Annotated in this window: 25 protein-coding genes and 2 tRNA genes; 16 read left to right on the forward strand and 11 right to left on the reverse strand. The window is 56.8% G+C overall.

Annotated features, from left to right (window positions below; all coding sequences use genetic code 11):
• The first annotated feature begins 32 nt into the window (after window positions 1-32).
• The 3 genes from CLV41_RS18765 to CLV41_RS18775 all read left to right on the forward strand — a co-directional run bounded on the left by CLV41_RS18765 (window position 33) and on the right by CLV41_RS18775 (window position 1,610).
• Window positions 33-614, forward strand: a complete 582-nt coding sequence (locus tag CLV41_RS18765) for a cold-shock protein (RefSeq protein WP_103223968.1) — start codon at window positions 33-35, stop codon at window positions 612-614.
• A gap of 288 nt (window positions 615-902) precedes the next feature.
• Complete coding sequence (locus CLV41_RS18770) at window positions 903-1,388, forward strand: DUF192 domain-containing protein (RefSeq protein ID WP_103224153.1); 486 nt, start codon at window positions 903-905, stop codon at window positions 1,386-1,388.
• A 145-nt stretch (window positions 1,389-1,533) separates the two neighbouring features.
• Window positions 1,534-1,610 (forward strand) — tRNA-Pro (locus tag CLV41_RS18775).
• Between the two features lie 656 nt (window positions 1,611-2,266).
• Here CLV41_RS18775 and CLV41_RS18780 read toward each other — a convergent pair.
• Window positions 2,267-2,500: a hypothetical protein gene (locus tag CLV41_RS18780; RefSeq protein ID WP_103223969.1), complete on the reverse strand. Its 234-nt coding sequence runs from the start codon at window positions 2,498-2,500 to the stop codon at window positions 2,267-2,269.
• A 438-nt stretch (window positions 2,501-2,938) separates the two neighbouring features.
• On the opposite strand from CLV41_RS18780, the gene CLV41_RS18785 reads away from it, so the two are divergent.
• Both CLV41_RS18785 and CLV41_RS18790 read left to right on the forward strand, forming a co-directional pair.
• On the forward strand, window positions 2,939-3,244 hold the full coding sequence (locus tag CLV41_RS18785) for an ETC complex I subunit (protein WP_103223970.1): 306 nt from the start codon (window positions 2,939-2,941) through the stop codon (window positions 3,242-3,244).
• 148 nt (window positions 3,245-3,392) lie between these two features.
• Window positions 3,393-3,469, forward strand: a tRNA-Arg gene (locus tag CLV41_RS18790).
• Window positions 3,470-3,646: 177 nt separating this feature from the next.
• Here CLV41_RS18790 and CLV41_RS18795 read toward each other — a convergent pair.
• Window positions 3,647-3,967, reverse strand: coding sequence for a hypothetical protein (locus CLV41_RS18795; RefSeq protein WP_208987597.1), 321 nt, complete (start codon window positions 3,965-3,967; stop codon window positions 3,647-3,649).
• Between the two features lie 113 nt (window positions 3,968-4,080).
• Between CLV41_RS18795 and CLV41_RS18800 the strand changes: the two genes are divergently transcribed.
• Window positions 4,081-6,075 (forward strand): BTAD domain-containing putative transcriptional regulator, encoded by a 1,995-nt coding sequence (locus CLV41_RS18800; protein WP_103223972.1) that lies wholly within the window; start codon window positions 4,081-4,083, stop codon window positions 6,073-6,075.
• Here the strand turns inward: CLV41_RS18800 and CLV41_RS18805 are convergent.
• On the reverse strand, window positions 6,067-6,354 hold the full coding sequence (locus CLV41_RS18805) for a hypothetical protein (RefSeq protein WP_146048603.1): 288 nt from the start codon (window positions 6,352-6,354) through the stop codon (window positions 6,067-6,069). The genes CLV41_RS18800 and CLV41_RS18805 overlap by 9 nt on opposite strands.
• A 74-nt stretch (window positions 6,355-6,428) precedes the next feature.
• Window positions 6,429-6,719, reverse strand: coding sequence for a hypothetical protein (locus tag CLV41_RS18810; RefSeq protein WP_103223974.1), 291 nt, complete (start codon window positions 6,717-6,719; stop codon window positions 6,429-6,431).
• 271 nt (window positions 6,720-6,990) lie between these two features.
• Here CLV41_RS18810 and CLV41_RS18815 point away from each other — a divergent pair, with 271 nt between their 5' ends.
• Window positions 6,991-8,385 carry a YcaO-like family protein gene (locus CLV41_RS18815; RefSeq protein WP_103223975.1) on the forward strand — a complete coding sequence of 465 codons (1,395 nt, stop codon included), beginning with the start codon at window positions 6,991-6,993 and terminating at the stop codon, window positions 8,383-8,385.
• 449 nt (window positions 8,386-8,834) lie between these two features.
• Here CLV41_RS18815 and CLV41_RS18820 read toward each other — a convergent pair whose 3' ends face one another.
• Both CLV41_RS18820 and CLV41_RS18825 read right to left on the reverse strand, forming a co-directional pair.
• On the reverse strand, window positions 8,835-9,383 hold the full coding sequence (locus tag CLV41_RS18820; RefSeq protein WP_103223976.1) for a CAP domain-containing protein: 549 nt from the start codon (window positions 9,381-9,383) through the stop codon (window positions 8,835-8,837).
• Window positions 9,383-10,219 carry a phosphodiesterase gene (locus CLV41_RS18825; RefSeq protein WP_170107256.1) on the reverse strand — a complete coding sequence of 279 codons (837 nt, stop codon included), beginning with the start codon at window positions 10,217-10,219 and terminating at the stop codon, window positions 9,383-9,385. Before CLV41_RS18825 ends, CLV41_RS18820 begins: the two co-directional genes overlap by 1 nt.
• 178 nt (window positions 10,220-10,397) lie before the next feature.
• Between CLV41_RS18825 and CLV41_RS18830 the strand changes: the two genes are divergently transcribed.
• From CLV41_RS18830 to CLV41_RS18845, 4 genes are all read left to right on the forward strand, one after another.
• Window positions 10,398-12,257 carry an ArnT family glycosyltransferase gene (locus CLV41_RS18830; RefSeq protein ID WP_208987598.1) on the forward strand — a complete coding sequence of 620 codons (1,860 nt, stop codon included), beginning with the start codon at window positions 10,398-10,400 and terminating at the stop codon, window positions 12,255-12,257.
• Window positions 12,258-12,282: 25 nt separating this feature from the next.
• On the forward strand, window positions 12,283-13,152 hold the full coding sequence (locus CLV41_RS18835) for a phosphatase PAP2 family protein (RefSeq protein ID WP_208987599.1): 870 nt from the start codon (window positions 12,283-12,285) through the stop codon (window positions 13,150-13,152).
• Entirely contained in the window at window positions 13,149-13,910 is a 762-nt protein-coding gene (locus tag CLV41_RS18840) for a glycosyltransferase family 2 protein (protein ID WP_103223978.1), read from the forward strand. Before CLV41_RS18835 ends, CLV41_RS18840 begins: the two co-directional genes overlap by 4 nt.
• Window positions 13,911-13,988: 78 nt before the next feature.
• Window positions 13,989-14,303: a lipid-A-disaccharide synthase N-terminal domain-containing protein gene (locus CLV41_RS18845; RefSeq protein ID WP_103223979.1), complete on the forward strand. Its 315-nt coding sequence runs from the start codon at window positions 13,989-13,991 to the stop codon at window positions 14,301-14,303.
• A gap of 21 nt (window positions 14,304-14,324) precedes the next feature.
• Here CLV41_RS18845 and metC read toward each other — a convergent pair whose 3' ends face one another.
• Window positions 14,325-15,524 carry a cystathionine beta-lyase gene (gene metC / locus CLV41_RS18850; protein ID WP_235867184.1) on the reverse strand — a complete coding sequence of 400 codons (1,200 nt, stop codon included), beginning with the start codon at window positions 15,522-15,524 and terminating at the stop codon, window positions 14,325-14,327.
• A 561-nt stretch (window positions 15,525-16,085) separates the two neighbouring features.
• Between metC and CLV41_RS18855 the strand changes: the two genes are divergently transcribed.
• The 5 genes from CLV41_RS18855 to CLV41_RS18875 all read left to right on the forward strand — a co-directional run bounded on the left by CLV41_RS18855 (window position 16,086) and on the right by CLV41_RS18875 (window position 22,316).
• Window positions 16,086-17,105: an amino acid ABC transporter substrate-binding protein gene (locus tag CLV41_RS18855; RefSeq protein WP_103223981.1), complete on the forward strand. Its 1,020-nt coding sequence runs from the start codon at window positions 16,086-16,088 to the stop codon at window positions 17,103-17,105.
• Window positions 17,106-17,337: 232 nt separating this feature from the next.
• A complete protein-coding gene (locus CLV41_RS18860; RefSeq protein WP_103223982.1) occupies window positions 17,338-18,543 on the forward strand; it encodes an amino acid ABC transporter permease in 1,206 nt (401 codons plus the stop codon).
• Window positions 18,544-18,557: 14 nt separating this feature from the next.
• On the forward strand, window positions 18,558-19,709 hold the full coding sequence (locus tag CLV41_RS18865) for an amino acid ABC transporter permease (protein ID WP_103223983.1): 1,152 nt from the start codon (window positions 18,558-18,560) through the stop codon (window positions 19,707-19,709).
• Between the two features lie 68 nt (window positions 19,710-19,777).
• Window positions 19,778-20,581 carry an amino acid ABC transporter ATP-binding protein gene (locus tag CLV41_RS18870; RefSeq protein ID WP_103223984.1) on the forward strand — a complete coding sequence of 268 codons (804 nt, stop codon included), beginning with the start codon at window positions 19,778-19,780 and terminating at the stop codon, window positions 20,579-20,581.
• 394 nt (window positions 20,582-20,975) lie between these two features.
• Window positions 20,976-22,316: a globin-coupled sensor protein gene (locus CLV41_RS18875; RefSeq protein ID WP_103223985.1), complete on the forward strand. Its 1,341-nt coding sequence runs from the start codon at window positions 20,976-20,978 to the stop codon at window positions 22,314-22,316.
• A 10-nt stretch (window positions 22,317-22,326) separates the two neighbouring features.
• Here CLV41_RS18875 and sseA read toward each other — a convergent pair whose 3' ends face one another.
• The 4 genes from sseA to CLV41_RS18895 form a co-directional block, all read right to left on the reverse strand.
• Window positions 22,327-23,172 carry a 3-mercaptopyruvate sulfurtransferase gene (gene sseA / locus CLV41_RS18880; RefSeq protein WP_103223986.1) on the reverse strand — a complete coding sequence of 282 codons (846 nt, stop codon included), beginning with the start codon at window positions 23,170-23,172 and terminating at the stop codon, window positions 22,327-22,329.
• A gap of 9 nt (window positions 23,173-23,181) precedes the next feature.
• Window positions 23,182-23,730: a GFA family protein gene (locus tag CLV41_RS18885; RefSeq protein ID WP_408014084.1), complete on the reverse strand. Its 549-nt coding sequence runs from the start codon at window positions 23,728-23,730 to the stop codon at window positions 23,182-23,184.
• Between the two features lie 43 nt (window positions 23,731-23,773).
• The gene (locus tag CLV41_RS18890; protein ID WP_103223988.1) at window positions 23,774-24,490 is read right to left on the reverse strand and encodes an alanyl-tRNA editing protein; all 717 of its coding nucleotides are present in this window, start codon (window positions 24,488-24,490) and stop codon (window positions 23,774-23,776) included.
• Window positions 24,491-24,876: 386 nt separating this feature from the next.
• Complete coding sequence (locus CLV41_RS18895) at window positions 24,877-25,773, reverse strand: NAD(P)/FAD-dependent oxidoreductase (protein WP_170107258.1); 897 nt, start codon at window positions 25,771-25,773, stop codon at window positions 24,877-24,879.
• Window positions 25,774-25,778: the final 5 nt, after the last annotated feature.

Genomic DNA, 25,778 nt, shown 5'->3' on the forward strand with positions numbered 1-25,778 from the left:
GTTGATGCGGACCAAAGACGGGACAAATGGCTATGGGGGTTAAAACCGCAAGCGAACCCCGCGAACTCGATGCCTTGGCGGAAGATGTCGCCCTGGACGTATTCGAGATCGCCGGAACGATAAAATGGTTCGATGTCGGTAAGGGCTACGGCTTTATCGTACCGGACAGCGGTGAGAACGACATTCTTTTGCATGTGACATGCCTGAGGCGCGACGGCTTTCAGACCGCCTATGAAGGGGCGCGGGTCGTTTGCGAGGTGCTGGACCGGCCGCGTGGGCTGCAGGCGTTTCGCATCCTGTCGATGGACGAGACCTCGGCAACCCATCCCTCGCAACTGCCGCCGTCTCGAACCCATGTTCAGGTTGTCCCTGAGGGTGGTTTCGAAAAAGCGACGGTGAAATGGTTCAATCGGGTCAAGGGATTCGGTTTTCTCACCCAGGGCGAGGAAACGGAGGATATCTTCATCCATATGGAAACGCTGCGCCGCTTCGGTATCACGGAGCTGCGGCCCGGACAGGATGTCATGGTGCGATTTGGCCTGGGCCCGAAAGGCCGGATGGCCGCCGAAATCCGGCCGGTGGGAGCAGGGACCCATATTCCCGCGTCCCATTGATCGGGAAGCACGAATTTCACACGCTGCGTATCAGGCCGGACATGTTCCGGCCTTTTTGTTTTTCGAGCATGGGCTCGCTCCAGCGGGTTCATTCGTCTTCGGAGCATCAACAATTGCCTGATTGCTCACTCTGGCTGCCCGGATCGGTGTGGCTGTCAATCTGGAACATCGCAGGCTTCCAATGGGAAGCGATTTGAGGTCTCTTGATTGATTTTAAAGTGGTAGAGGAGGTTGTCCGCGCTCAACGAACGCACAATGCTCCTATTCCGACAGATCATGGATTTCACGATGATTTCACGCCTTCTCCGCTTGGCGGCTTTCGGTTTCACGCTAGGCGTGTCTTTTTTCACAGCGTCCCTTGCCACAAACGCCGGCGACGACCAGACGCAGCTGCGGACGGAAAGCCTGGTGGTTCGGTCCGGCGACCGTGAACACCGTTTTGAGGTGGAAGTCGCCGAAAACGACCGCGAAAGGGCAAGAGGCCTTATGTTCCGGCAGGAAATGGCTGCCGGCCACGGCATGCTGTTCATCTTCGAAGGGGAGGGCGATCGCTATTTCTGGATGAAGAACACGCCGCTGCCGCTCGATATCATCTATATCAGCGCCGCCGGCCGGATCGTCAGCATTGCCGCGGACACGACACCCTTCTCTGAGGCTGCGATACCTTCCGGAAAACCTGCCAGATACGTTCTGGAGCTCAATGCCGGGACGTCCGCCCGGCTTGAAATTAATACCGGAGACGTGGTGTCGAGCCCCTCGATGGCGGCCGAATAAGGGGGGGCCATGATACCGGTCCAGAGGTGGACCGGACCCGGAAACAGGTGGAGACACAATGCTTTCCACAGCAGCTGGATTGCATGGGCATCGCGCCCACTTGACGCAAGCACCGATCACGGATAAACCCCACAAATCAACGGATCGGGGCATAGCGCAGCCTGGTAGCGCATCTGGTTTGGGACCAGAGGGTCGCAAGTTCGAATCTTGCTGCCCCGACCAATTTTCCCCCAATTGTTCAGACCCTTCGGCAGGATGTTTTGATCGACCGAGGTTTATCCCCGCCGATTGCGGGGGAAGCAGGTAGAAACTCTGTCGGCACGGCTTGGCCGGGTTTTCAGTGCCTGCGAGGGAAAATATACAGGCGGGATAAATATTCGATCCAAAAGTGTTAGGCCGTCCTGACTGCATTTGAATGAATGCAGTCAGGACGGCCTAAGCTTGATCTAGAGCATTTTCCAATCATATTGAACCATTTGATGGTTTGAAACGGCTCACTCGGCGAGGCGCGTCGTGAAGCGCGATGCGGTGCATCGTGCAAGCGGCGCAACGCTGCCGATGGGCCGTTTCAAGCCACCCGACGCAAGCAGAAGTAGTTGAAAAATAGCTGTTTGGGTCGAACAAAATTGGTTCCTGGCATCGTTGGATTGTGCTTGAGGTGGGCAACACCGCTACGCACAATCCGCCTCGCCAGGAACCAATTTTGTCTCGATCAAATGATTCAATATGATCGGAAAATGCTCTAGAGCGTGTTGCGTTTAAGCGGATTCATGGTTTCAGGAAGACGCCTGAGGCAGCGTTTGCTTTGCAGATGCGTTCGGGCGATTTCCTGAATTCAATTTAACGCAACATGCTCTAAAATCGCCGGGTTGCGAAAATTACCGGTCGAACGCCTTCAAAAGCAGTGACATGACATTCAGAAATTCGTCGCGCTTGTCAGCCGTCAGGTCCGCAGGATCAGACGCCGCATAGTCCAGAGTCAGAATCATTTCCCACATTTCGGTGAGGTTGGCAGCATCGATTGCTGCTTTCAGGTCGTCCGGCTCCACAGCGGTTGGCTGAACGTGTTCCGGAACATAGGCGCCTAAGCCCTTTATGGATCCATAGTGCATGAGCGTGTCTTGTCTTTGTGGTTCCGGAAACCTTCGGGATTTAACATCAGATAAATCCGTCAGCCTTGTCGTTCTAGATCAACCGTATAGTGTTGACGCATCTTAATCGGCGTCCATTGAACACAGCTTAAGATACGTCAGTCATTCGCGCACGCAAAAGACCCATCCCCACTGGCCGGCGAGCCGCCACTGGACTGTCGGGTAAATAACGATCGCAAGCTAATAGCATAGGTTGCAATTCGGCGCTATATCGAAGGCGGGTCTTTAAACCAACACCGGCAAACACCGTTAACGCAAACTTTTTTTATTTGTTGCATGCCGAACAGACCCGCTGGGGATCGCACGGGCAAGAACGGTGTTGACTTCCGCTGAAAAGGCGGGAAAAAGCACTGGGATACGTTGTGAATCTCCGGGACCTTGAATGAAGGGCACAGAAATATGGTTGCGCGCATTTACCGTCCGGCAAAAACCGCCATGCAATCGGGCAAGGCACAGACCCACCGCTGGGTACTGGATTACGAGCCGGAGATGGCGAAATCCGTCGAACCTTTGATGGGCTATACCTCATCCGCCGACATGAAACAGCAGATCCGGCTGTTCTTCGAAACCCAGGAAGAAGCGGTCGCCTATGTACGCCGGCACGGCATCCCCTACAGGGTGGAAAAGGCTCAGGAGCGCAAGGTGCGTGGATCGGCCTATGCGGACAACTTCAAGTTCAACAGGGTAGCCCCCTGGACTCATTGAACAAAGACAATCGGATGCACACTGTTTGTTGGTTCCGGCGGTTGCCGGAATTGACTGTTGAAACCCTGATTCTCGGATCGACACGGACACTTTTCCTGGCGCATTAAATGATCGCGACGAGGAACGATTGTATCCACGATTGAAACGGGGCCCCGTAGCTCAGCTGGATAGAGCGCTCGCCTTCTAAGCGAATGGTCACAGGTTCGAATCCTGTCGGGGTCACCAATTTTCATTTCCAGACATTATTTTGCCAGAGAGGCTGCTGGACTTCCAACGGCTCCTGAAACCATGAATCCGCTTAAACGCGACACGCTTTAGCTTAGTCAAGCAAAAGCCGGCCCTTCGGAACTGAAGGGCCGGCTGGTTTGAAAGATGAAATTTGCAGAGAATCAAACGACGTTGTCAGGCGGAATCCGACTTCGAGGATATGTTCTGCTGGCCGACCATGAGCGGAGTGATTTTGGTCTTCAGGATCATGTCAAGATCCTCTGTTCCGTCTTCCAGGGACTGAAGCGCCATGTCGAGGAAGTAGGAACAGAAAGTACGGCCGTCCTTGTCCGATTCTTTCCTTGTATAGCGAATCATCCGCTTGATAGCTTCGATTGCCGGTTCTTGCAGAGATTCCGCAGAGTTCGGTTTGTCAACTGTCTTAGACATAATACTACCCACCAGTAATAGTTTACCGATTGCAGCAACGCTGCTGTGACCATCCGCAAAAATCATGCTATTGCGGCGTGAAAGGAGCGTGATAAGGTGCTGTTGTGTTTTCGGTTTCGTAATATTCGCGGTTGCGATATCACGTTAGCGAAAATGTGCAATTCAATTGCGGGGAATTGATGGCAAACGTGTTCTGCTTCGCTTGCCTGGGGCGGCCTTTGCTTTTGGGCAAAAGCCGGGAACCCGTCGCGGTAAAAACCCGTAAGGCACTTGCTATATTAGGCTATTTGAGCCGAATGGGGGCAATGTCCGCACAAAGGGAAGCCCTTGCCGACCTGTTGTGGAGCGGTGCCGACCGCCACAAGGCCATGCAGTCCCTGCGCCAGGCGTTGCGTCAGCTGAAAACGGCGGAAGAAGAAGCCGGAATCGACATTGTCATTTCGTCGCCTGGTCATATTCAACTCGATACGACGCAGTTTTTCTCGGATCTGATCAGGTTGAAGGAACTGCTGGACCGTGGCAACGCGTCCGATTTCCAGGAGGCGAAGGAGCTGTGGCGCGGCGATTTCCTCAGCGGGTTCGAGGACATCGATCCGGATTTCTCCGACTGGCTGACAGTGGAACGTGAACGTGTCCGCTCGGAAGTGATCAGCGCCGCCTTCCGGCATCTCAACCAGATTTCGGTTGAGGATGGCGGGCAACAGGTGGAGGCCGGCGGTCGCTTCCTTCTGAAGATCGATCCGGCTTTCGAATCGGCACACCGTGTGCTTATCCGGCTTTATCTGAAACTGGGTCAGCGAGACCGGGCCGAGCAGCAACTGCGAGCCTGTGAACGCGAAATGCGGTTGCACCTGGATGCCGAGCCGGAGGAAGAGACCAGAGCACTTCTAACAGAAGAGAATGTTAATGATTTTTCGCCTGCTGTATTCATGCGTGTTGGAGATGTCGGTTCGGCACGTGGAGGACTTTCGAATAACGACGAAGTTGTCAGCCTTCCCGAAATCTCTATAGTTTCCTCGTCACTTGGAAAAAAAGGCCCGAATGACGCTGTTCATTTGAGAGAAGAAATCGTTTCGGGTCTTTCTTCCTTTCGGTCTTTTGATCTCTACGAGTCAGAATATTTCGGCGGTGAAAACTTCCCGAAAGCAACACTCGTCAATGGCAATGAACTTGGCAGTTACCTTCTTCGTTTCCGTCACGATGAACGGTCTAATAAAATCGTTGTCCAATTTGAAGATCGCAGCAACGGCCAGATTGTTTTCAATGAGATTGTTGATCTCAATATGTGGAATGGGATCTCTCCCATTGCCAGCCAAATTGTTAGCCGTATTAACATGCATTCTATCGGCAAACTCCGTAATCCCGCAAATACCGCAGTCTTTGCGCGCTGGTGCCAGGCAGATGCTTTGCTTTGGGATTTTACCCCTAAATCAGATGAAAAAGCCTTGCGGATACTTGATGAAATTGAACGCCAGAATAGTTCATTCTCAATGATTTATTCTGGCAGAGCATCCATTATAATGAAGCGAGCGCTTCATTTTCCACTTCTTGAGGGGCAGCTGTCAGAAGGCATGAATAATCTTCTCAGCTTGGCTGAAAGATCTATCATGCTGGATCCTTGGCAGGCCGTGAACCAGCGCATTTACGGATGGACGCTCATTTTATCTAACATGCCCGATGAGGCTAAACGAGCATTCCAGAATGCTGGCCGCTTGAGTTCGGCAGATCCGGCCAACTTGATGTCTGTAGCAGAAGGGCTAGCTTTTTCTGGCGATGTGAAAGAGGCGATCGCGACTGCTGAAAGGGCCTTTTCGCTCGCCGCGTTTGTTCCCCGAGTTTTTTATGAGTATCTGGCGAACATCTTTTTTGCGGCTGAGGATTATGAAAGCGCGATTACTCATATCGAAAGAGGTTCCGGTGTCGGGGTGAGCGGTCTCACAACCCGGGTAGCCGCGTTGCTGTGTGCAGGCCGAAAAGATGAAGCTCTTCAAACACTGCATAGATACAGCGAACATCGTCATTCATTGCTGAAGAGCTCACCAGATATCACCTCCGATCCGGAGAGCTGGAGAAAAAAAATAAACTTCTTCCAGACCAGCAAGGCGCGGCAAGACTTCGATAAAGGAGCCGCTTTGGTGCAACGGTTTTTGTTTGAAGGTTCCGGATCAGTTTAAACTGAACATTTTCGATATTTCGAAAAGATACGCTTCGTTCGCGGAATTGATTTTATTTTGGTTCAGACGAAACGGCAGTGCAACTGCGTTCGGGTTTTCCTTGCCGTCTACAACCTTGAACTCGATGAGTTCCGTTGTCTGCTGAGGGAGGCCAACTCCGGCCAATTCCATTGACGGATTTTCTTGAAGAGCCTTGCGAAAATTTTCGTCCAGGGCTGCTCTTGCAATGAGCTTACCTAGCTCTTTCACGTTTTTTTTGTAATAGGGAAATCGGGCCATTCTCAACACCTTCATGTCGATTGCCCGAGTCTTCGGCACGAAGACTCGGGCAATTGGTCGTGTACTAACGCTTGTTATTCGGGAACATCTTCATAGTAGCAGTTGCCGAGAGCGGCTTTGCCGAGCTCTTCAAAATAGGCTTCGTCGCCCGCAGCGATACGATCCGCGTCGACTTTGGCCGGCACAACCAGATGAACCATGTCCGCCGTATCGGCGAAGATCGCAATGTCGGCAGAAACACCGACATCGGCCAGGACTTCAGTCGGATTCTCGATCAGTTGCGTACGGCTGCCGGAATCCTGGATGATTGCTCCAAGTTTCGCGCCGATTTCCAGGTCTCTGTCGAAAGTCTTTTGAACGTGCATTTTAAGCCTCCAGAAGTTAAAGTTGCACCGTGACTTAGCTGGTGGTGGGATGGTCACCTAACTAAACAGAAATGAGCCAAACTTTAGTAAAGTTTATACACATTTGATGTAATTACTATTGTTTGACAGCTTTCACACCTAATGTAAGGTCGATCGACGAACTTTCTCAATAGTAGCTCGCTGAATCTATAGGGGATGCAATTGCAGGGTGAACGTGAGTATTTTATGGTTACTTTCTTAAGGTTGCCGTGTGGCGCGTGAGGGGCAGTCGTTGCCGAAGGGGAACGAAAAAAGCAAAGTCAATCTACCCGGCCATGTCGTAGCGGAGCTGTTCGGGGCCGGACTGCTGGTCGCCGAAAAAGGAACGGATCAGCTGCGTATGGCCGACCCGAGCCTGTCCGTCTTTTTGCCTCTGCTGACTTCTTTTGATGTGAAAATTGTTCCAGTTTCGATCGACGCCTGTCCGGTTCGTTTTTGTTCCGGAATTTTAAAAACACCCTCCGGTTTTCCGCAGTCCGAAGGCGGATTGATGACAACAATTCCGGCGGGAGGGCAGGGAAAAACATCCGAAGATGCTACCATAAGTTGTTTGGGTGAGCTCGCGGAGCGCATAAGCCTTTACTCCCAAGGAAAAAGAGACACTCGAGTTTTTGCCAGTAAGGCACATCAACCAGAAGTTGGGTTGGCTCGAATGCTCGGGTTGAGCAGTGCCCAGGAACGGCAGTTGGCTCGCGGGGGTGTCACTGAAGGGAAGTCGGCGCACGAGAGCGCCCCGGATTGGCTGGAAATGTCGGATCGCAGGGTTGAGATCAGCCGCCTGGGCGGCCCAGTGTGTGACCCCGCCAGCGCCCAGTTTCCCAGTATTGGAGTTTTGTTCGATGAATTGGAATGGGCCGCCGGCGGGCGAATGTCGCTTGCCTCCAGTTCAGGATGCGCGGTCTGGAGTGACCTGAAGGGTGCGCGTGAAAGGGCGCTGCTTGAATTGGTCGAGCGCGATGCGGTCGCCCAGGCGTGGTACAACCGCCTGGGGATAACTGTGTTCGATGATGGGTGCTTGAGTGAAATACTCCCTGGATCCTTGTCCGCTTTTTTGTCAGGGCGTCACCGTCACTGGAGCCTCTGCGCCGTGGACACGGATCTGGATGCCTTCGTGGTGATGGCCGTCTCCCATGATGTTGACGGCCGCCGCGCGGCTTTCGGGTCCTCAGCCGGCTGGGATCTTGCCTCGGCCTGCGAAAGCGCGATCCAGGAAATGCTTCAGTCGGAATATTCGTTGGAGCTCATGGAAAAGGCGTATGCCGCTGCCGCTGAGCCCAACAGAGTTTCCGCCACCTTGCCGCGGCAGCTGGTATTTGCCAGAGAGAAGTCAATCTTCGAGGAAATACCTTTGAAAGATGCGTGCGCGACCGCTCCGGAGGGCCTCGGAAAGTCTTTTACCTATGAAGGTCTGCTTCAAGGCTGCCTGGAAAAAGGGTTTGAGATCTGGGAGTTCGACGCAACGCGTTCGGATTTGAATATTCCCTGCATCAAACTCCTGTCACCGGATTTGTGCAGTTGGGAACCGCGTTTCGGCAAGCGCAGGCTGTTTGAAGGTGTTGTGAAGCGCGGTCTTCGCGCAATACCTGCGACAGAAGCGGAATTCGCGGCCCGCCCGTTTCCATTCTGAAACTCTTCAAACCCATTTCCGCATCGCCCGATGTTGAACATGTTCTGCATGCCCTGCCGCCGCGCTTCTTTAAATGGGCGAATTTCCCCGTGGTGTGCTGCCAACCGCTAATTTGTCGCGACAGCCATGCAGGTCATGAGGGCGACTGGCTTTCAAACCACGTCCTTAAATCCTGCGACAGGATTCTTGCGCGATGTAACCAGCCTTGGAACGGCCTCGACGATCGGCCTTGGTCAATCATCTCCATCTGATTGCGAAAACAGGCACATGGGCTTTGAGCAATGCTCATTTGTATTCGGCGTTTGACGGGGAAGCAGACGGACGTTAGGAAAACTTGATATTTGTACTCATGTATTCGAGTGCCGGGCGTCCGGATGATGCCGGGTCATCCGATCTCCGGAAATGACTTTCGGGCGGGGGAAACCCCGCTCTTTTTGTGGTCTCATTCTTCACCGCAGCGTGGGACGACCGTCCGCGTAGGGACGGGCAAGTGTCATTACCCAGAAATTCCGCCATTTTCCGGTATTGCGGTTGGTTCGCGCGATGCCGACCCGGGTCACGTAGGGGTTGAGCAGATTCTTGTTGTGGCCTTCCGATCCCTGCCAGCCGCGAAAGGCGGCAGGGAGGTCGGCGTAGCCCGCACCGAGATTTTCCGCCCCCGCGTAGTTGGCGTATCCGGACTTGTCGAGACGCTGTGACAGGCCGAAGACACTGTGGGCCCATGTGTCCATGCTGTCGCGTTCGGCAATGTGGCGCGCCATCTTCTGAGACACAGTGTCCAGTTCCGGATCGTGCCGGAGAACCGGGAGACCGTGTTTCTGCCGGTAGGAATTGATCATCGACAGCATCTGCGCCTTGTCGACCGGCTGATCTGTCAGAATTGTCTTGTCTTCCAACTCCCCGCCGCCCGGCAAGGCGCCGCATGCGGCAAGTATCAGGGCGAGCAGTCCGAAAAGCAGCGCCGCCGGGAAGAATTTCGGCAAGGCGGGCACCGGCATCAGGGTTCATCTCCAGGCCAGACAACGCCTTGGTCGGCAAAAAAATCATGGGGTCCGGGAAAATTCTCCACATAGGACATGTGGGAAACAACACCTGTGTTTTGGGAATGATAGTGGAGAAAATAGGCGGCCGGTTCAAAGTTGAACTGGGCGGGGCTGTTCTCCGTCAGATCCAGAACCACCTGATGACCGGTGCTTGGAGAAAGGGTCATGATCTTGCCTGCGAATCCGGCAATGATCGGCCGGTGCAAATGGCCGCAGAGCAGCCTCTCCACGTGATTGAAGGGCGCGATGACCTCAGCAAGGGCGGCGGCATCGATCAGCCCGATCCTGTCCATATGGGCAATGCCGGAAAGCGCCGGCGGGTGGTGAAGGGCGACAAGCGCCGGTTTTGCGCAATCGCGCAAGGTCGCATCCAGCCAGGAGAGCTGTTCCGGGCCAAGTTCGCCTTCAGGTTTTCCGGGTAGATGGGTATCGAGAGCGATCAGCTGAACGTCGCCTATATCCACCTTGTAGAAGATCTTGCCGTCGCGGCTTTCCGAAATCCCCGGATAATCGTGCAGTTCCCTGCGCATGTCCGCACTGCCGTCATGATTGCCCGGGATCACATAGACCGGCATGTCCACCCGGGACAGCATCTCGCGCGCGACCGCGTATTCGCGCGGATCGCTCCGGTCTGTCAGGTCGCCGGTGATGACCAGCGCATCTGGGCGGGAACTCAGGGCTTTGAGCGAGCGGATCGCGCGTTCCGCGAACATGTTGGTATCGGAAACCCGGTAGCACGCGAGGCCTCTGGGGCGCAGGTGCAGATCCGTCATATGGGCAATCAAAGTCATTGGCAAAGTCATTGGAAAATCTCAGGTGTCATCGGGTGGTTCAAGTCTGCGGACGATAGCCGAGCGGGCCGGCATGGCAAGCGGTTGTTTCCCTTTTTGCAAAGCTCATGTAGGAGATGTCCTGGAATGCCGGGACTGGCGGGGACAGGCTCAGGGCAGGTATCGGAAACTGAAATTGATGGCTGACAAAAGCGACGATCACAAGATGAGCGCACAGGACGAGGCGGCCGGGACCGCGAATTCCGGTTCGGCCGCTGGCTCTGCCGGAACAGGACAAACAACAGGGCAGCCGGCCCGGGGTGCCGGGTCTGCGAAGGCGCTTCGCAAGCCGGTCTGGCTCCGCATATTCGGTCATGACGTCACCGCTCCCTTTCTGCTGCTTTTGCTGTCCCTCTTTCTGTTCGTTCCAGGACAGTGGACCGTGCCACCGCTGGATCGGGATGAACCCCGTTTCACCCAGGCGACCAAACAGATGCTGGAAACGGGCGATTACATCGATATCCGCTTCCAGGAAGAGGCGCGTCACAAGAAACCGGTCGGTATATACTGGCTGCAGGCCGCCGCGGCGAAACTGACCGGGCAGGGCGCGAAGGCTCCGCTGTGGGTATACCGGCTACCGTCGGCGATCGGTGCCGCGGTCAGTGTGCTGGCAGCTTTCTGGATGGCGCGCGCCTTCATGGGGCCGGCCGGCGCCCTGTTGGTTGGCGGGTTCGTAGCCATGGCGATTATCGTTGGTGTCGAGGCCCGCCTGGCAAAGACCGACGCGGTGCTGCTCGCGACAATCATCATAGCGCAGGGCGCATTGGCGCGGATATGGCTGAAAGACCCCGGCAGGCGGTTATGGGGACTGAGCTTTCTCTTCTGGACGGCTCTTGCCGCAAGCGTGCTCGTCAAGGGCCCGGTCGGTCCGATGGTCGTCGGCCTGACCGTTATGGGGCTGATGATTGCGCGCCGAAACGTCAGGTGGTTCAAGGCTGCCTCTCCGTTTGCCGGAATTGTCTGGATGCTGCTCCTGGTCTCGCCCTGGTTCGTGGCCATATGGATCGCGACCGACGGCAGCTTTTTTACCGAAGCGATCGGCAAGGACCTGCTCGGAAAGGTCGGGCAGGGGCAGGAAGGGCACGGCGCGCCGCCGCTGACGCATTTCGGGGCGATGTTCGGCGTCTTCTGGCCCCTGCCGGCGTTCCTTCTGATGGCTCTGCCGCTGATCTGGCGTGAGCGGACAAGCCCCCTGGTGATATTCTCCGTTGCCTGGTTCGTTCCAGGCTGGATTGTATTCGAACTGGTTTCGACCAAGCTGCCGCACTACACCATGCCGCTGCTGCCGGCTCTCGCGCTTCCCGTGGCCGCGGCAATGCTCGACGGGGCGGGCACATATACCAAAACCTGGGTCCGCTGGATCGCGGCAGTGCTGCTGGCGCTTCCCGTGGTGGGGCTCGCCGCCGCCGCCTTCGCCGGGCCTTTCGCGCTTGGCATTTGGCCGTCGCCGCCCGGGGCCGTTCTCGTGGCAATCGGCGCGGTGTTCATCGTTGCCGCGGCCACGCGCCTCTTGCGCGGTCCGGCGCTATATGCGCTTCCGGCGGTATCGATGGCGGCGATATGCGTTGCTGTCGGGATCTGGGGTTTCGTGGGACCGGCGCTGTCACCGGTATGGGTCAGTCCGCGCCTTGTTGAGGCTCTTGACGGGATACCGGGCTGCGTCCTGCGGGAAAACCGGCAGGTGGTCACTTCCGGCTTCCATGAACCGAGCTTCATCTTTCTGGAAGGAACGGGCACCCGCATCGTCTCTCCGAAAGGCGCGGCGGAATTTCTGGCGCGATCGGGAGACGATGCGCAAGGCGTTTGCCGCGTTGCGGCGATAGAAAGCCGGGAGGAACCGGCCTTTTTGGCGGCTGCCAAAGAGATTGGTCTTGTGCCGGAGGTTCGAAAAAGGGTAGACGGCCTCAACATCAACGGCGGCGATAAAGTCGATATCGCGCTTTATCAGAACGCCGGTTCGGTCACGGGTACACAGGACGGCAATGACGAGCAGCGGTAAATTTGTCTGGCGGATACACGCGCGTATGCGCGGGAATGTAAGGCGGGCCGCAATTCTGTTTGCCGGGCGCAAGGAACGCTCTCGCCACAACAGGGATCCGCTGCCTCCCGGCCAAAGGCCGCAGGACATTCTCGCAGTCCTGCTGCTGACCGTCGGCATTGCGGTTGTCGCGTTCGACGTTCCGACCTTTCCCTGGCTGCAGTCTTTGCCTGGCGAATACCGCTCCGCCTTCCGGATTTTCACCGACCTCGGCAAATCGGACTGGATCCTCGGGACGACCGGTATCGTCTGCCTTGCCTTGCTGGCGATCGACGCCGGCCGCTATGCGTTTCGGCTGCGCATGGCTATCGGCGCTGTCTTCACCTATGCGGCCTTTATCTTCTACACGGTCGCCGCGACGGGGTTGCTGGCGATTGTCTTCAAATGGTCGCTTGGCCGCGCCCGGCCGAAACTCTACGAGGAAGTCGGCCCGGTCCATTTTGACTTCCTGGCTTTCGACGGCAGCTACACGAGCTTTCCCTCAGGCCATTCGACGACCGTCGCGGCCCTTGCCACCGCACTTGCCTTTATCTTTCCCGCCTACCGCTGGCTGATCGTTGTCGCCGCCTTCTGGCTGGCCTTCAGCCGGGTCATGGTCGGCGCGCATTATCCAAGCGACGTCATCGCCGGTACCTTGCTGGGCATGACCTTCACCTTCTTTTCAGTCCGGGCAATGGCACGCCGGCGGATCGGTTTTCACTTATCCGCTTCGGGAAAGATCGAGCCCAATATGAATCTGCTGTCCGCAGCGGCGTGCCTGCGCGCTGTCTGGCAGGTCATCCGCGGGCAGCGCGGCGCGGACCGGGTTTTACCGGAAGTACAAATGGCGGAAGAAGCAGAACGGACAAGCTCATGACCCAAAGCTATCTGGAAGGGCTGGCGGCAAGCAAGGGATCGCTCGCCGTTACCGTAATCGTGCCCGCCAAGGATGAAGCGGAAAACCTGCCGATCCTTCTCGACGAGATCGAAACGGCCCTGGACGGCCGGCGTTTCGAAGTCATCGTCGTCGATGACGGGTCGTCCGACGGAACGGACATCGTCCTGCAGGATTACGCGGCAAGCCATGACTGGCTGCGTCCGATCCGGCATGAAAGTTCTTGCGGCCAGAGCTGCGCGGTGCGCACCGGCCTGCAGCATGCCCGTGGCGATGTGGTCGCTACGATAGACGGCGACGGGGAAAACAATCCGGCCTATATTCCCGACCTGCTCGATGCGCTGGAAGCCGCGGGACCCGCGGTCGCGCTCGCCGCCGGACAAAGGCTCGGCCGCAAGGCCAGTCTTGCCAAACGATATGCTTCGAAATTCGCCAACAAGATCCGGGGAGCAATCCTGCGGGACAACACCCGCGACAGCGGCTGCGGTCTCAAAGCCCTGCGCCGGGAAATATTTCTGCAGTTGCCCTATTTCGACAGCTGGCACCGCTTCCTGCCGGCGCTTGTCATCCGTGAGGGTTACGGCGTAACCCATATAGACGTGCAGGACCGTCAGCGGCGGCACGGCACCTCGAAATACGGCATCTTCGACCGGGCACTTGTCGGAATACTCGATCTTGCCGGTGTCTGGTGGCTGCGCCGGCGCCGCAAGAAAATTCCCGAAGTCCGGCCGCTGACCTGATTTATCGCCTTGCGCTCTTGAAGCCCCGATCCCGTAAGAAAAACCGCCGAAAGACCGAAACCACCGACTGGACCTGACATGAACGCACTTTTTGACTGGCTACACGCGGTATTCGTAGAGCAATTCGATCTCTGGATTATCCTCGGCTTCATCGCCCAGGGGATGTTCATGATGCGGTTCGTCATTCAGTGGATCGCATCGGAGCGGGTCGGCCGCTCCATCGTTCCGGTCGCCTTCTGGTTCTTTTCCATTGCCGGCGGTTTTCTTTTGCTGGTCTATTCCATACAGCGTCAGGATCCGGTGTTCATCGCGGGGCAGGGGCTGGGCCTGTTGATCTATTTCCGGAACCTGTGGCTGATCTTCAAGGAAAAGCGGCACGATCCGGCGATGTGATCGTGCCACCGGAAACTGCGGTCACCCGAAGGTCTGCTTCAACGCCTGGTCGAGATCGTTGATCAGATCCTCCGGATCTTCCAGCCCGATATGCAGGCGGACGGACTGCAGGTCCTCGTCAAGCAGGGTTGCGGTGCGCATCCCCTTCAGCCGGACCGGGATTGCCAGGCTCTCAAAGCCGCCCCAGGAAAATCCAAGCCCGAACAGTGCGAGAGCGTTCAGGAAGGAATATGCCTCTTCCCTGGCGGTGCCTGCCTGGAAGTCGAACGCGCACAGACCTGAGCTGCCGGTAAAGTCCCGTTTCCAGATCTCATGACCCGGATCGGACTCAAGAGCCGGATACCGTATTCTGCCGATCCCGGGCTGGTCCTTCAGCCAGTCGAGCACCGCCAGTGTGTTCCGCTGATGTCTTTCAAGACGCACGGACAAGGTCCGCAGGCCGCGGAGCCCGAGGTAAACGTCGTCGGGAGCCACGTGGCAGCCCATGGCGCCGTAGAGTGTGTCCAGTTTCTCCCAGGCCCGTTCACTCGCGGCTAAAGTTCCAAGCATGACATCGGAATGGCCGACGATATATTTCGTGCCCGCCTGGATGGAAAGATCGACCCCGAGAGAGAGCGGCTGGCAGTAAAGCGGGCTGGCCCAGGTGTTGTCCATCAGGACCGTTGCGCCGATTTCATGCGCGGCCGCGGCAATTGCAGGAACGTCCTGCATTTCGAACGTGAGAGACCCCGGTGCTTCCGTGAAGACGGCGGCGGTTTCCGGTCGGAACAGCGATCTGATGCCGTCTCCGATGCGCGGATCGTAGTATTCCACCTCGACACCGTTGCCGGGGAGCACCGTGTCGGCGAAATGCCGGGTCGGTCCATAGGCCGTATCGGCAATCAGCAGATGATCGCCTGATTTCACGCAGGACAATATGGCGAGCGCAATCGCGTTCAGACCGGAATTCGCCAGCTTGGCTCCGGCCGCGCCTTCCATCTCCGTCAGCGCCTCCTCAAGGGAATCCGTGGTCGGATTTCCGCGCCGTCCGTAGGAATAGGTCTGCTTCCCGGTGACCATTGTCTCGACGTCTGGATAAAGAACGGTCGAGGCATGAACGACGGGCGGATTCACGAAGCCGTGAAATTTTCGCGGGTGCCGGCCGGCGTGTGTGACAACCGTGTCGATCTTGTTTTGCGCGTCAGTGGAGTTGTTGTTCATGGTGTCCTGCTTGGATGGCATTGCCTTGCTGCTTAAGAGCGAAATATCAAGGTGTTAGTCAACATTAGTCAAACGGGCGATATCTTCAACCCGGGTTGGCAATTCGCCGTGTGGCGAATGGTGGAGTGGCGCTTTCCCGCGGCAGGGTCGACCGCGCAACCGCGTCCCGGTTGTCAGGTTTGCCGGCCGGAATTTAACGTGGACGGGAAACTGCCTGGCTGGCATTCCGTGCTTGTGTTCCGGCCCCGGTTCTGGCGACCGGGCGCGGGGTGTGGCTTCAGGTCGGCACCGCATGCTGATTGCATCTTGGGCAGCCAATGCGGAGAAAGTGATCATGTTCGCGTTTTGTGCATCCGCGGGGAGCAAATTGGTTGTTCGGTCAAGAAATTTAACGAGAATGCGACACCAAGTACTTGACCCGAACGGCCAAATGCAATCGTATGGAAGTGTTGGGTGGGACGTAAGACGTCTGGAGGAAGTGGCCGGAAAGGCCGCAATCGTCCTCAACGAATGACGATGAGGATGTCTTTCTGTCTGGCCCGATAGTATAAAGTATGGGTAACAAATAAAGGCTGCATATCCATGTCGAAAAAAATCCTTCCGCTCGTACTCGGCGCTGCTATGGGAGTCGCCGCAACGACGGCTGCCGGTGCAACGACGCTGGAAGACGTCAAGGCTAAAGGTTTCATTCAGTGTGGCGTGAGCCAGGGCCTGCCGGGTTTTTCCAATCCGGACGCACAAGGCAACTGGACCGGACTGGACGTTGACCTCTGCCGCGCGATGGCTGCCGCAGTATTCGGCGATGCCTCCGCTGTGAAATTCACTCCGCTGTCTGCAAAGGAGCGTTTCACCGCTCTGCAGTCCGGCGAAGTTGACGTACTGTCACGCAACACCACCTGGACCATGTCCCGCGACACCCAGTTGGGCCTTAACTTTGCTGGTGTGAACTACTATGACGGTCAGGGCTTCATGGTCCGCAAGGATCTTGGTGTCACGTCCGCACTGGAACTTTCCGGCGCATCCGTCTGCACCAACACCGGTACCACCACCGAGCTGAACGTTGCCGATTTCTTCCGGGCAAACAATATGCCGTACGAAATCGTTGCTTTCGAAAAAGCCGACGAAGTTGTTGGTGCATATGATGCAGGTCGCTGCGACGTCTACACCACGGATGCTTCCGGCCTGTATGCTCAGCGTCTGAAGCTCACCAACCCGGGCGATCACATCGTTCTGTCGGAAATCATTTCCAAAGAGCCGCTGGGTCCGGTCGTGCGTCAGGGTGACGACGAGTGGTTCAACGTCGCCAAGTGGACTTTGAACGCAATGATCAACGCTGAAGAACTCGGCGTGACCTCTGCGAATGTCGATGAAATGAAGTCTTCCGACAATCCGTCCGTCAAGCGCCTGCTGGGCACAGAGGGCGCATTCGGCGAAGCTATCGGCCTGTCCAACGACTGGGCTTACAACATCGTCAAGAACGTCGGCAACTACGAAGAATCCTTCAATGCCAACGTCGGTCCCGATACTCCGCTCGGCATCTCGCGCGGTGTGAACGCGTTGTGGAACAAAGGCGGCTTCATGTACGCCCCGCCGGTCCGCTGATCCTCATATAATCTGAGGGTTGTTGGGGTTCCGGCGGCGCATACCTGCCGGAACCCCTAATAAATTCCACGCAGCAGAAGTCGGAACATACCGGCAAAGGCGTGGGGGGACAGACTGTCTCGACCGACAGGGGAAAGCGCGAATGCGCTCTGCAGAGACAGGTTAGACGTGAAAGAGGAGAGGCTTGGAGCCGGGCTCTTTCCGTAAACTTGGGCGAGGTTTTATGTCAGTAATGGAGCAGGACTCGGCGGGGGCGCCGGCGCGTGCTTCGCTGATGAACGATCCCAAAGCCCGCGGCATCTTTTACCAGTTGGTATTGGTCGTCGCGGTGGTCGCCTTGGGATATTTCATCGTTTCGAACACGATCACCAACCTTGAACGGCAAAATATTGCCTCCGGTTGGAGCTTTCTCGAAAACACGGCAGGCTTCGGAACCAACCAGTCGTTGGTCCCATACTCTGAAACATCGAGTTATGGCAGGGCTCTTTACGTCGGGTTTTTGAATACCCTGCTGGTCGCGGCGATCGGCGTCTTTTTTGCCACGCTGATCGGCTTCATTGTTGGTATTGCCCGATTGTCCAATAACTGGGTGATCAACCGTCTGGCCTATTGTTATGTTGAGCTGGTCCGGAATATCCCGCTGCTGCTGCAGATTTTCTTCTGGTATTTCGCTGTGCTGCGATCCATTCCGGGAAAGCGGGAGAAATGGTCGATTTTTGATACATTTCACCTGAATATCGGCGGATTGCGGCTTCCCAAACCGGTCTGGGAAATCGGGTCCGAGTGGATGGGCTATGCCCTGATCCTCGGGATTATCGCATCGTTCTTCGTCACTCGATGGGCGCGCAAACGCCAGGAAGACACGGGACAGCAGTTTCCGGTTTTCTGGTCTGGCGTGGGGCTCATTGTCGGCGTTCCGGTCATCACCTATTTCGTTACCGGAATGCCCATGACGCTGGAGCATCCGAATTTCGTCGAATCCGGTCCCATCCTTCGCCAGGGGTTTGAACTGAACGTCGGGATTAATGTGATCCCTGAGTTTCTGGCTCTGACGGCGGCCCTGTCGATCTATACCGCTTCGTTCATTGCCGAGATTGTTCGTGCCGGGATCCAGGCGGTCAGCCATGGTCAGACCGAGGCGGCGCATGCGCTCGGCCTGCGTAACGGGCCGACGTTGCGTCTGGTGATCATACCGCAGGCGATGCGCGTGATCATTCCACCGCTGACCAGCCAGTATCTGAACCTTACGAAGAATTCGTCCCTGGCGGTCGCCATCGCCTATCCGGATCTTGTGTCCATGGGTGGCACCGTTTTGAACCAGACCGGCCAGGCGATTGAAATCATCGGAATCTGGATGGCGGTCTATCTGTCGCTCAGTCTGATCACGTCGGCATTCATGAACTGGTACAACCAGCGCATGGCGCTCGTGGAACGGTAAGGAGCGCATAGATTATGGCAACCACTGATTTGTTCCACATCAGAACCGAGGAGGCGCCGCATATGCCGGCGCCGATCTCGACCACCGGCGTCATCGGCTGGATGCGGCAGAACCTGTTCTCGTCCATCAGCAATACGGTGCTGACGATCATCGGCATCCTGATCGCCTATTCGCTTATTGAGCCGCTTATCCAGTTTGCGTTGATCGATGCGGTCTGGACCGGCCAGAACCGGGAGGCCTGCCTGCCACAGGACGGCGGCCACAGCGGAGCTTGCTGGGCGTATGTGAAAGCTTACTTCCCGCAGTTCATCTACGGACGATATCCGAGCGAGGAGGTCTGGCGGGTCGATATCGTCTATGCGCTGTTCCTGCTGCTTCTGGTGCCGCTGGCAATCCCGAACGTCCCGTTCAAGCGTCTGAATGCGATCCTGTTCCTGATCGTCTTTCCGGTCATTGCCTACTTCCTGCTGACCGGTCTGGTCATCGGCGACCTGGTTGTCCTTCCGATTGTGGAGACGGCTGTTTGGGGGGGACTGCTCGTAACGCTGGTGATCGCCGTGACGGGGATCGTCGCGTCTCTGCCGCTCGGTATCGCCCTGGCGCTCGGACGCCGGTCGAAAATGCCGATCATCAGGACCGTGTCGATCGTCTTCATCGAGTTCTGGCGCGGTGTGCCGCTGATCACCGTGCTGTTCATGTCCTCGGTCATGCTGCCGCTGTTCCTGCCGGAAGGGGTCACGTTCGACAAGCTGCTGCGCGTTCTTATCGGCGTGACGCTGTTCTCCGCGGCCTATATGGCGGAGGTGGTTCGCGGCGGTCTTCAGGCAATCCCGAAGGGACAGTATGAAGGCGCGATGGCTCTGGGTCTGCGTTTCTGGCCGATGATGTATCTCATCGTCCTGCCACAGGCGCTGAAACTGGTGATCCCGGGCATCGTCAACACCTTCATCGGTCTGTTCAAGGATACGACCCTGGTTCTGATCGTCGGCATGTTCGACCTGCTCGGCCAGATTCAGTCGTCGTTCACCGATCCGACCTGGTCGACACCAAGCACGGGCCATACAGGTTATCTCTTCGCAGCGATGGTGTTCTGGTGCTTCTGCTTCGGCATGTCGCGCTATTCCATCTTCATGGAGAACAAGCTGCACACGGGACACAAACGCTAGGAATTCGCATCCGGGGCGCGCGGACAAGCGCTGCGCCCCGGACCCGATACACTCTTGGAGTAGACATCATGACAGCGAACGCAATACGCGACGAGGAACTCGCAGCCGACCGCACGAAAATGACGATTTCGGATACGGATGTGGCGATCGAAATCAAGAACATGAACAAGTGGTACGGCGATTTTCACGTTCTGCGCGATATCAACCTGAAGGTGATGCGCGGCGAACGGATCGTCATCTGCGGCCCTTCCGGCTCGGGCAAGTCCACCATGATCCGTTGTATCAACCGGCTTGAGGAGCATCAGGCCGGCCAGATCCTGGTCGATGGCATCGAACTGACCGACGATCTCAAAAAGATCGACGAAATCCGCCGTGAAGTCGGCATGTGCTTCCAGCACTTCAACCTGTTCCCGCATCTGACAATCCTGGAAAACTGCACGCTGGCGCCAATCTGGGTGCGCAAGATGCCGAAGCGGGAAGCCGAGGAAGTCGCGATGCACTATCTGGAACGTGTGAAGATTCCGGAGCAGGCATCCAAGTATCCCGGCCAGCTTTCCGGCGGACAGCAGCAGCGCGTGGCCATTGCCCGTTCGCTCTGCATGAGTCCGAAGATCATGTTGTTCGATGAGCCGACCTCGGCGCTCGACCCGGAAATGATCAAGGAAGTTCTGGACGTTATGGTAGGTCTCGCCGAAGAAGGCATGACCATGCTGTGCGTGACCCACGAAATGGGTTTTGCCCGCAAGGTCGCGAACCGGGTCATTTTCATGGATGCGGGCCAAATTGTCGAACAGAACGAACCGGAAGAGTTCTTTACCAATCCGCAGCACGAGCGGACAAAACTGTTCCTCAGCCAGATTCTACATCACTGACGATGGTTCGAAATAGCGGCCGTCCGAACAGGTCGTATCCGTTTTCAACCATGATTTAAAGAAGGCCCTGGAGCAAATGTTCCAGGGCCTTCTTTGTGGCTCGTCGACATCTGGGGTTGCAACACGTGCGGCACCTCGCGCCACCTGCTCGCGGGCACCAGGTCCCTGGCACGATACTTTCGGGGTTTCAGTCGAATGTTTTTTGAGGCGATTGGCGTGTCATTCTGTCTCAGGGAAAATCCTGACCGGCGCCGGTCTCATTGGTAGAAACGTCAGATCAATTAGTCCGGAGGGCGAAAAAACATCCGTAGAAACAGATAGTTTGACTGCGGCCGTTAAAGATTTGTTGAATGTTGGGAGGCGACTTAGAGGCACTTTCCAACGGTAGGTCTCCATGCACGACAGCAATTCTGATTTCCAGTCCCGAATGAAATTCATCCAGATCGATCAGCAAGCCATTGCCTCGCTCAGAGAGCTTTGGCCGGTCGTCCAACCGGCATTGGACGGCCTGCTCGAAGGGTTCTATGCGCATGTCATGACGCAGCCCGAACTGGCGTCACTGGTGGGTGGTAAGACATCACGGCTTGTCTCGGCGCAAAAAGCTCATTGGGAAAAACTGTTCACCGGCGGCTTTGATCAAGATTATCTGGAAAGCATAACCAGGATCGGCCAAGTTCACAGCCGGATAGGTCTCGAACCGCGTTGGTATATTGCCGGCTACAGTTACGTGCTCACCCGGCTCCAGAATCTTCTCGTTCGCAAATACAGGATGTCGTTCAAGGATCTGGGGCAGATGCTCGAGCATGTCACCTCTGCCGTCATGCTGGATATGGATCTGGCGATCTCAACCTACCAGGAAAAGCTCCTGCAGGAGCGCGCCGAGCAGACGGAGCGCCTCAACCGGATGATTGAGCGGTTCGAGAAGCAGGTTGAACAGCCTCTCTTGAATATCGATGGAGATGCACGCGATATGGCCGGTGAAGCAGGTCAGTTGATGATTGTCTCGAAATCCGCGCAGGAACAGGTTTGCGTGGCGGAAACTGTTTCCAGGGACTCCAGCGAAAGTGTCCAGACGGTAGCATCCGCGGCGGAGGAACTGTCTATTTCCATCCAGGAAATCTCAAAACAGATCTCAAATGCCTCCAGGACCGCGAGCGAAGCGGCTGACAACACACAGCGCTCCGGCGACCAGGTCTCAAGTCTGGCCGGAGCGGCGCAAAAAATCGGAGATGTCGTCGGCTTGATTCAGGCAATCGCCGAACAGACGAACCTGCTTGCTCTCAACGCGACCATCGAAGCCGCCCGCGCCGGAGACGCGGGCAAGGGCTTTGCCGTCGTTGCCAGCGAGGTCAAGACCCTTGCGGAACAAACGGCCAGAGCGACTGAGGATATCAGTCAGCAGGTCAACGAGATCCAGCAGTCGACTGACAATGCGGTTACATCCATTCAATCTATTTCCGAAGTGGTCAATCTGCTTGATGAGATGACGGCAACCATTGCGGCCGCGGTGGAAGAGCAGGGCGCGGCAACACAGGAAATCTCAAAGAACGTCCAGACCGTTGCGACTGGCGCCGATACGCTGGACGAGAATATTGGCAACGTAGGAAAGGCAATCGAATCGACCGGCCGGGCCGCGGATAACTTCCTTTCGGCCGCAAACCGGATGACAGCCAGTTCCAACGCGATTTCAGGTGAAATCCGTGACTTTTTCGATGCGTTGAAGACCGGAACGTGATGTCACCCGGTCACGCAGGACCCGTGATCACGTCCGTATCCTCCCGGCCGCCCCATTCCGCCCACGAACCGTCATAAAGTGAAAGATCGCGCGCTCCGAGGATGGTCAGCGCCAGGGTCAGGATCGCGGCGGTGACGCCGGAGCCGCAGGAGGTCGTGACCGGCTTTTCAGGATCGATTCCGGCTTTTGCGAATGCCTCCTTGAGACCTTCCGCGGACCGGACTGTTCCGTCTTCCTCAAGAAGCTCGGTGAAGGGCAGGTTGAGAGCGCCCGGCATGTGTCCGCCGCGCAACCCGGCCCTCGGCTCAGGGGCGGTGCCCGCAAAGCGTGCGGATGGCCTTGCATCGAGGATCTGTCTGGAGCCGTTGGCAATGACAGTACGGATATGCGCGATATCCGCGACCGCGCCGTGGTCGAGCCGGGAGGTGAAATGGCTCGGCACCCGCAGTGGTTCCGTGTCTTCGACCGGCCGGTCTTCCGACCGCCATTTGGGAAAGCCGCCATCCAGAACATGGACGCGCTCCACTCCCAGGCTGCGGAACGTCCACCAGACCCGTGCAGCGGAATAAAGGCCGAAATCGTCATAGACCACGAGTGTCTGTCCGTCGCCGATACCGAGTTTGCGCATGGCGGAGGAGAACACATGCGGGGCAGGGAGCATATGGGGCAGGTCCGACCCCTTGTCGCAGATCTCGTTGATGTCGAAAAACACCGCACCGGGAATATGTGCCTCGGGATAGACAGGAGGCGCGTCGGGCGTGGTCACCGGCGGCATCCACGCATTGATCACCGCAAGGTCGGGAGAGGAAAGATGATCGGCCAGCCATTGGGTGGTTACGAGCGGGTGGTCGGTCATTCGATCTCCTTACGTTTCAAAAAGTCCTCTGGACTTGTGCCAGTCTTCGATGGACAGGTCCGGATAGCGCTGAAAGTGAACATGTCCCGGGCCCTCTGGAACTTCGACCCAGCCCGGCTTGAATTCAAGCATGATATGGACGGTCTCCGGCGGCGTTGGCAAGGGGGAATCGATTGCTCCTGCATGGGGATGGATCAAGTCCGGCCAGCGCGGATCCCAGAGCCAGAGGTGACTGCCACAGGTAGCGCAGAAATGCCGCTCTGCCGCACTGGGCTTGCCCGCTATTACGGCGTGATAGAAAGCCTTGGACGCTTCGCCTTCAACTTTGAGGCTGTCCGCGGCTGCCAGGAGATTGATGGCATATCCCGCGCTGCCTGCGACCTTCCTGCAGATTGAGCAATAACAGCGCATGTAGGGGTAGGGGGTGCGGCTTTCCATTTCGAATGCCACGGCCCCGCATTGGCAACTGCCTGAAAGCTTCATGTTCTGCCTTCCACTCAATCGTTTTGCATCGCGACGAATACTGACAGCATTGTCCGGTACTTCAAGACCGGTCACCGTTTCCGCCTTGAGGCAATGTGGGTTGATCCTCGCCAACCGCTCAGTCGGTCAGACGAATGCGGACGCGCCTGTTCTGTTTGCCCTTCTTTTCGATCTTGCCGAGGGCAAGCTGGCCGATTTCGGACGTCCTGGAAACATGGGTGCCGCCACAGGGCTGCAGGTCGACCTCACCACCGATCCGGACCAGCCGGACACGTCCGGAACCGCGCGGCGGCTTGACGGACATGGTCTTGACGAGGCCTGGATTGGCGTCAAGTTCCTCGTCGGTGATCCATTCCGTGGTGACTTCATGATCGCCGCCGGCAAGTTCATTGATCTTTTCCAGAAGAACCTCCTTGTCGATGGTCTCTTCTCCCATGTCGAAGTCGAGCCGTCCTTCCGGGTCGCCGATCTGGCCCCCGGTGACCGGAAAGGGCAATGCCACGGACAACAGATGCAGCGCCGTGTGCATGCGCATCAGCCGGTAGCGGCGGGCCCAGTCGATATGGGCGGTCAGTTTCGTGCCCGGTGAAGGCAGGGCCTGGCTTTCTGAAGGCACATGGACGACGGATCGCTTGTCCTCATCGTAAACCGCCGTGGCGATTGCGATCCGGCTGCCGTCTTCCAGTTCCAGATAACCGCTGTCGCCGGGCTGCCCTCCGCCAGTGGCGTAAAAGACGGTTCTGTCCAGCAAAACACCGCCACGCTCATTGACGTCCACCACTTCCGCTTCACAGGACCGAAGATAAGCATCGTCGCGAAACAAGGGGGTTGTCATGAGGTTCTCCTACGAAAAATTCTAGAGCACTTTAAAAGAATACGGAGCCGCTTGACCCGTTTTTCGGGTCTGCCGGGAAGGCGCGGTCAGAGCCGTGGCCTTTCTGGCCACAAGCTGACCGCAACGCTGTCCGGCGGGCGTGAAAAACGAGCCTTCGGTGGGTTTTATCAGCCCATCTCCGGCGTTGAGGATCTTGCCCGATGCCCCGCATCGCGCTGCGATCCGCGTCTTGGATATAGGCTGATAAAATCCCATCAAGCGACTCCGTATTCTTTTAAAGTGCTCTAGCGGGAAATGAACAGGGCGAACCGGATCTGGCAACGGTTCCGTGGTGGAGCAGAAAGACGCACCGGATGCGGATACACCTTATGATATCGGGTGTCAGGTCACTTTCGGAAGCAGTAATCCATGACCATTGTCGCAGCGGCCATGTTGCCCATGTACAGAGCGGTCGGGGTATTCTGATGACCTTCGTAAATCAGGTCGCCGGCAGCATAGATGCCGGGGACCGATGTACGATATCCCTCGTCGACTTCCACAGATCCGCCTGCACCCAGCGCCACTTGAGCGTCCGCAATCAGATTTACCTGTTTCTGATAAGGATAGACAAGGAGGCAATCCAGCCTCACGGCCCGTCCGTCGGGTAATTCGACGTGGGTCATATTCCCGTTCGCGCCATGAATTTCGACAGGAAGAGCCTCCTCCAACTTGATTCCCATCGATACAAGCAACGCGCGCCGATCGCTTTGAAGCTCCATCTCACGGTCTATGAAATAGGTGAGGTGGGGCGTCCAATTCCGATAAATTTCCGCGGCGGCCAGCACTTCGGGTCGTTGGGCATATATACCCCATGTCCTGTCCCTCCATTCAATTCCGTGACAGAACGGGCAGTTGATGATGGACCTGCCCCAATAGTGCTCGAACCCCTTCAGAGGCGGTCGTAGATCGACCATGCCGGTTGCCAGCAGAAGCGTTTCAGCGGTCAGGTTCCCGACGTTCTCCAGAGAAAGTTCGAAACCGTTGTCTATTCGCCGGATTCCGCTCACGCCAGCGTCTTCAAACCGCGCAAACGGATAGGAAAGGATTTCCTTTCGAACCGTCGAACGCAGTTCCGCGGGCGTTGTCTTGTCCATCCCCGGAAGGGCGGCGACAAATGGCGAGGATGCGTTTCTGAAAGGCTTCCCTTCGTCGAAAACCACTGAACCGATCATGGATCGCGACAAGGTAAGCGCGGCGGCAAGTCCCGCTGGGCCCGATCCGATGATGGCAACCTGGGTATCCATTTCGC

Source organism: Roseibium marinum (assembly GCF_002906165.1).
GTDB classification, from domain to species: domain Bacteria; phylum Pseudomonadota; class Alphaproteobacteria; order Rhizobiales; family Stappiaceae; genus Roseibium; species Roseibium marinum.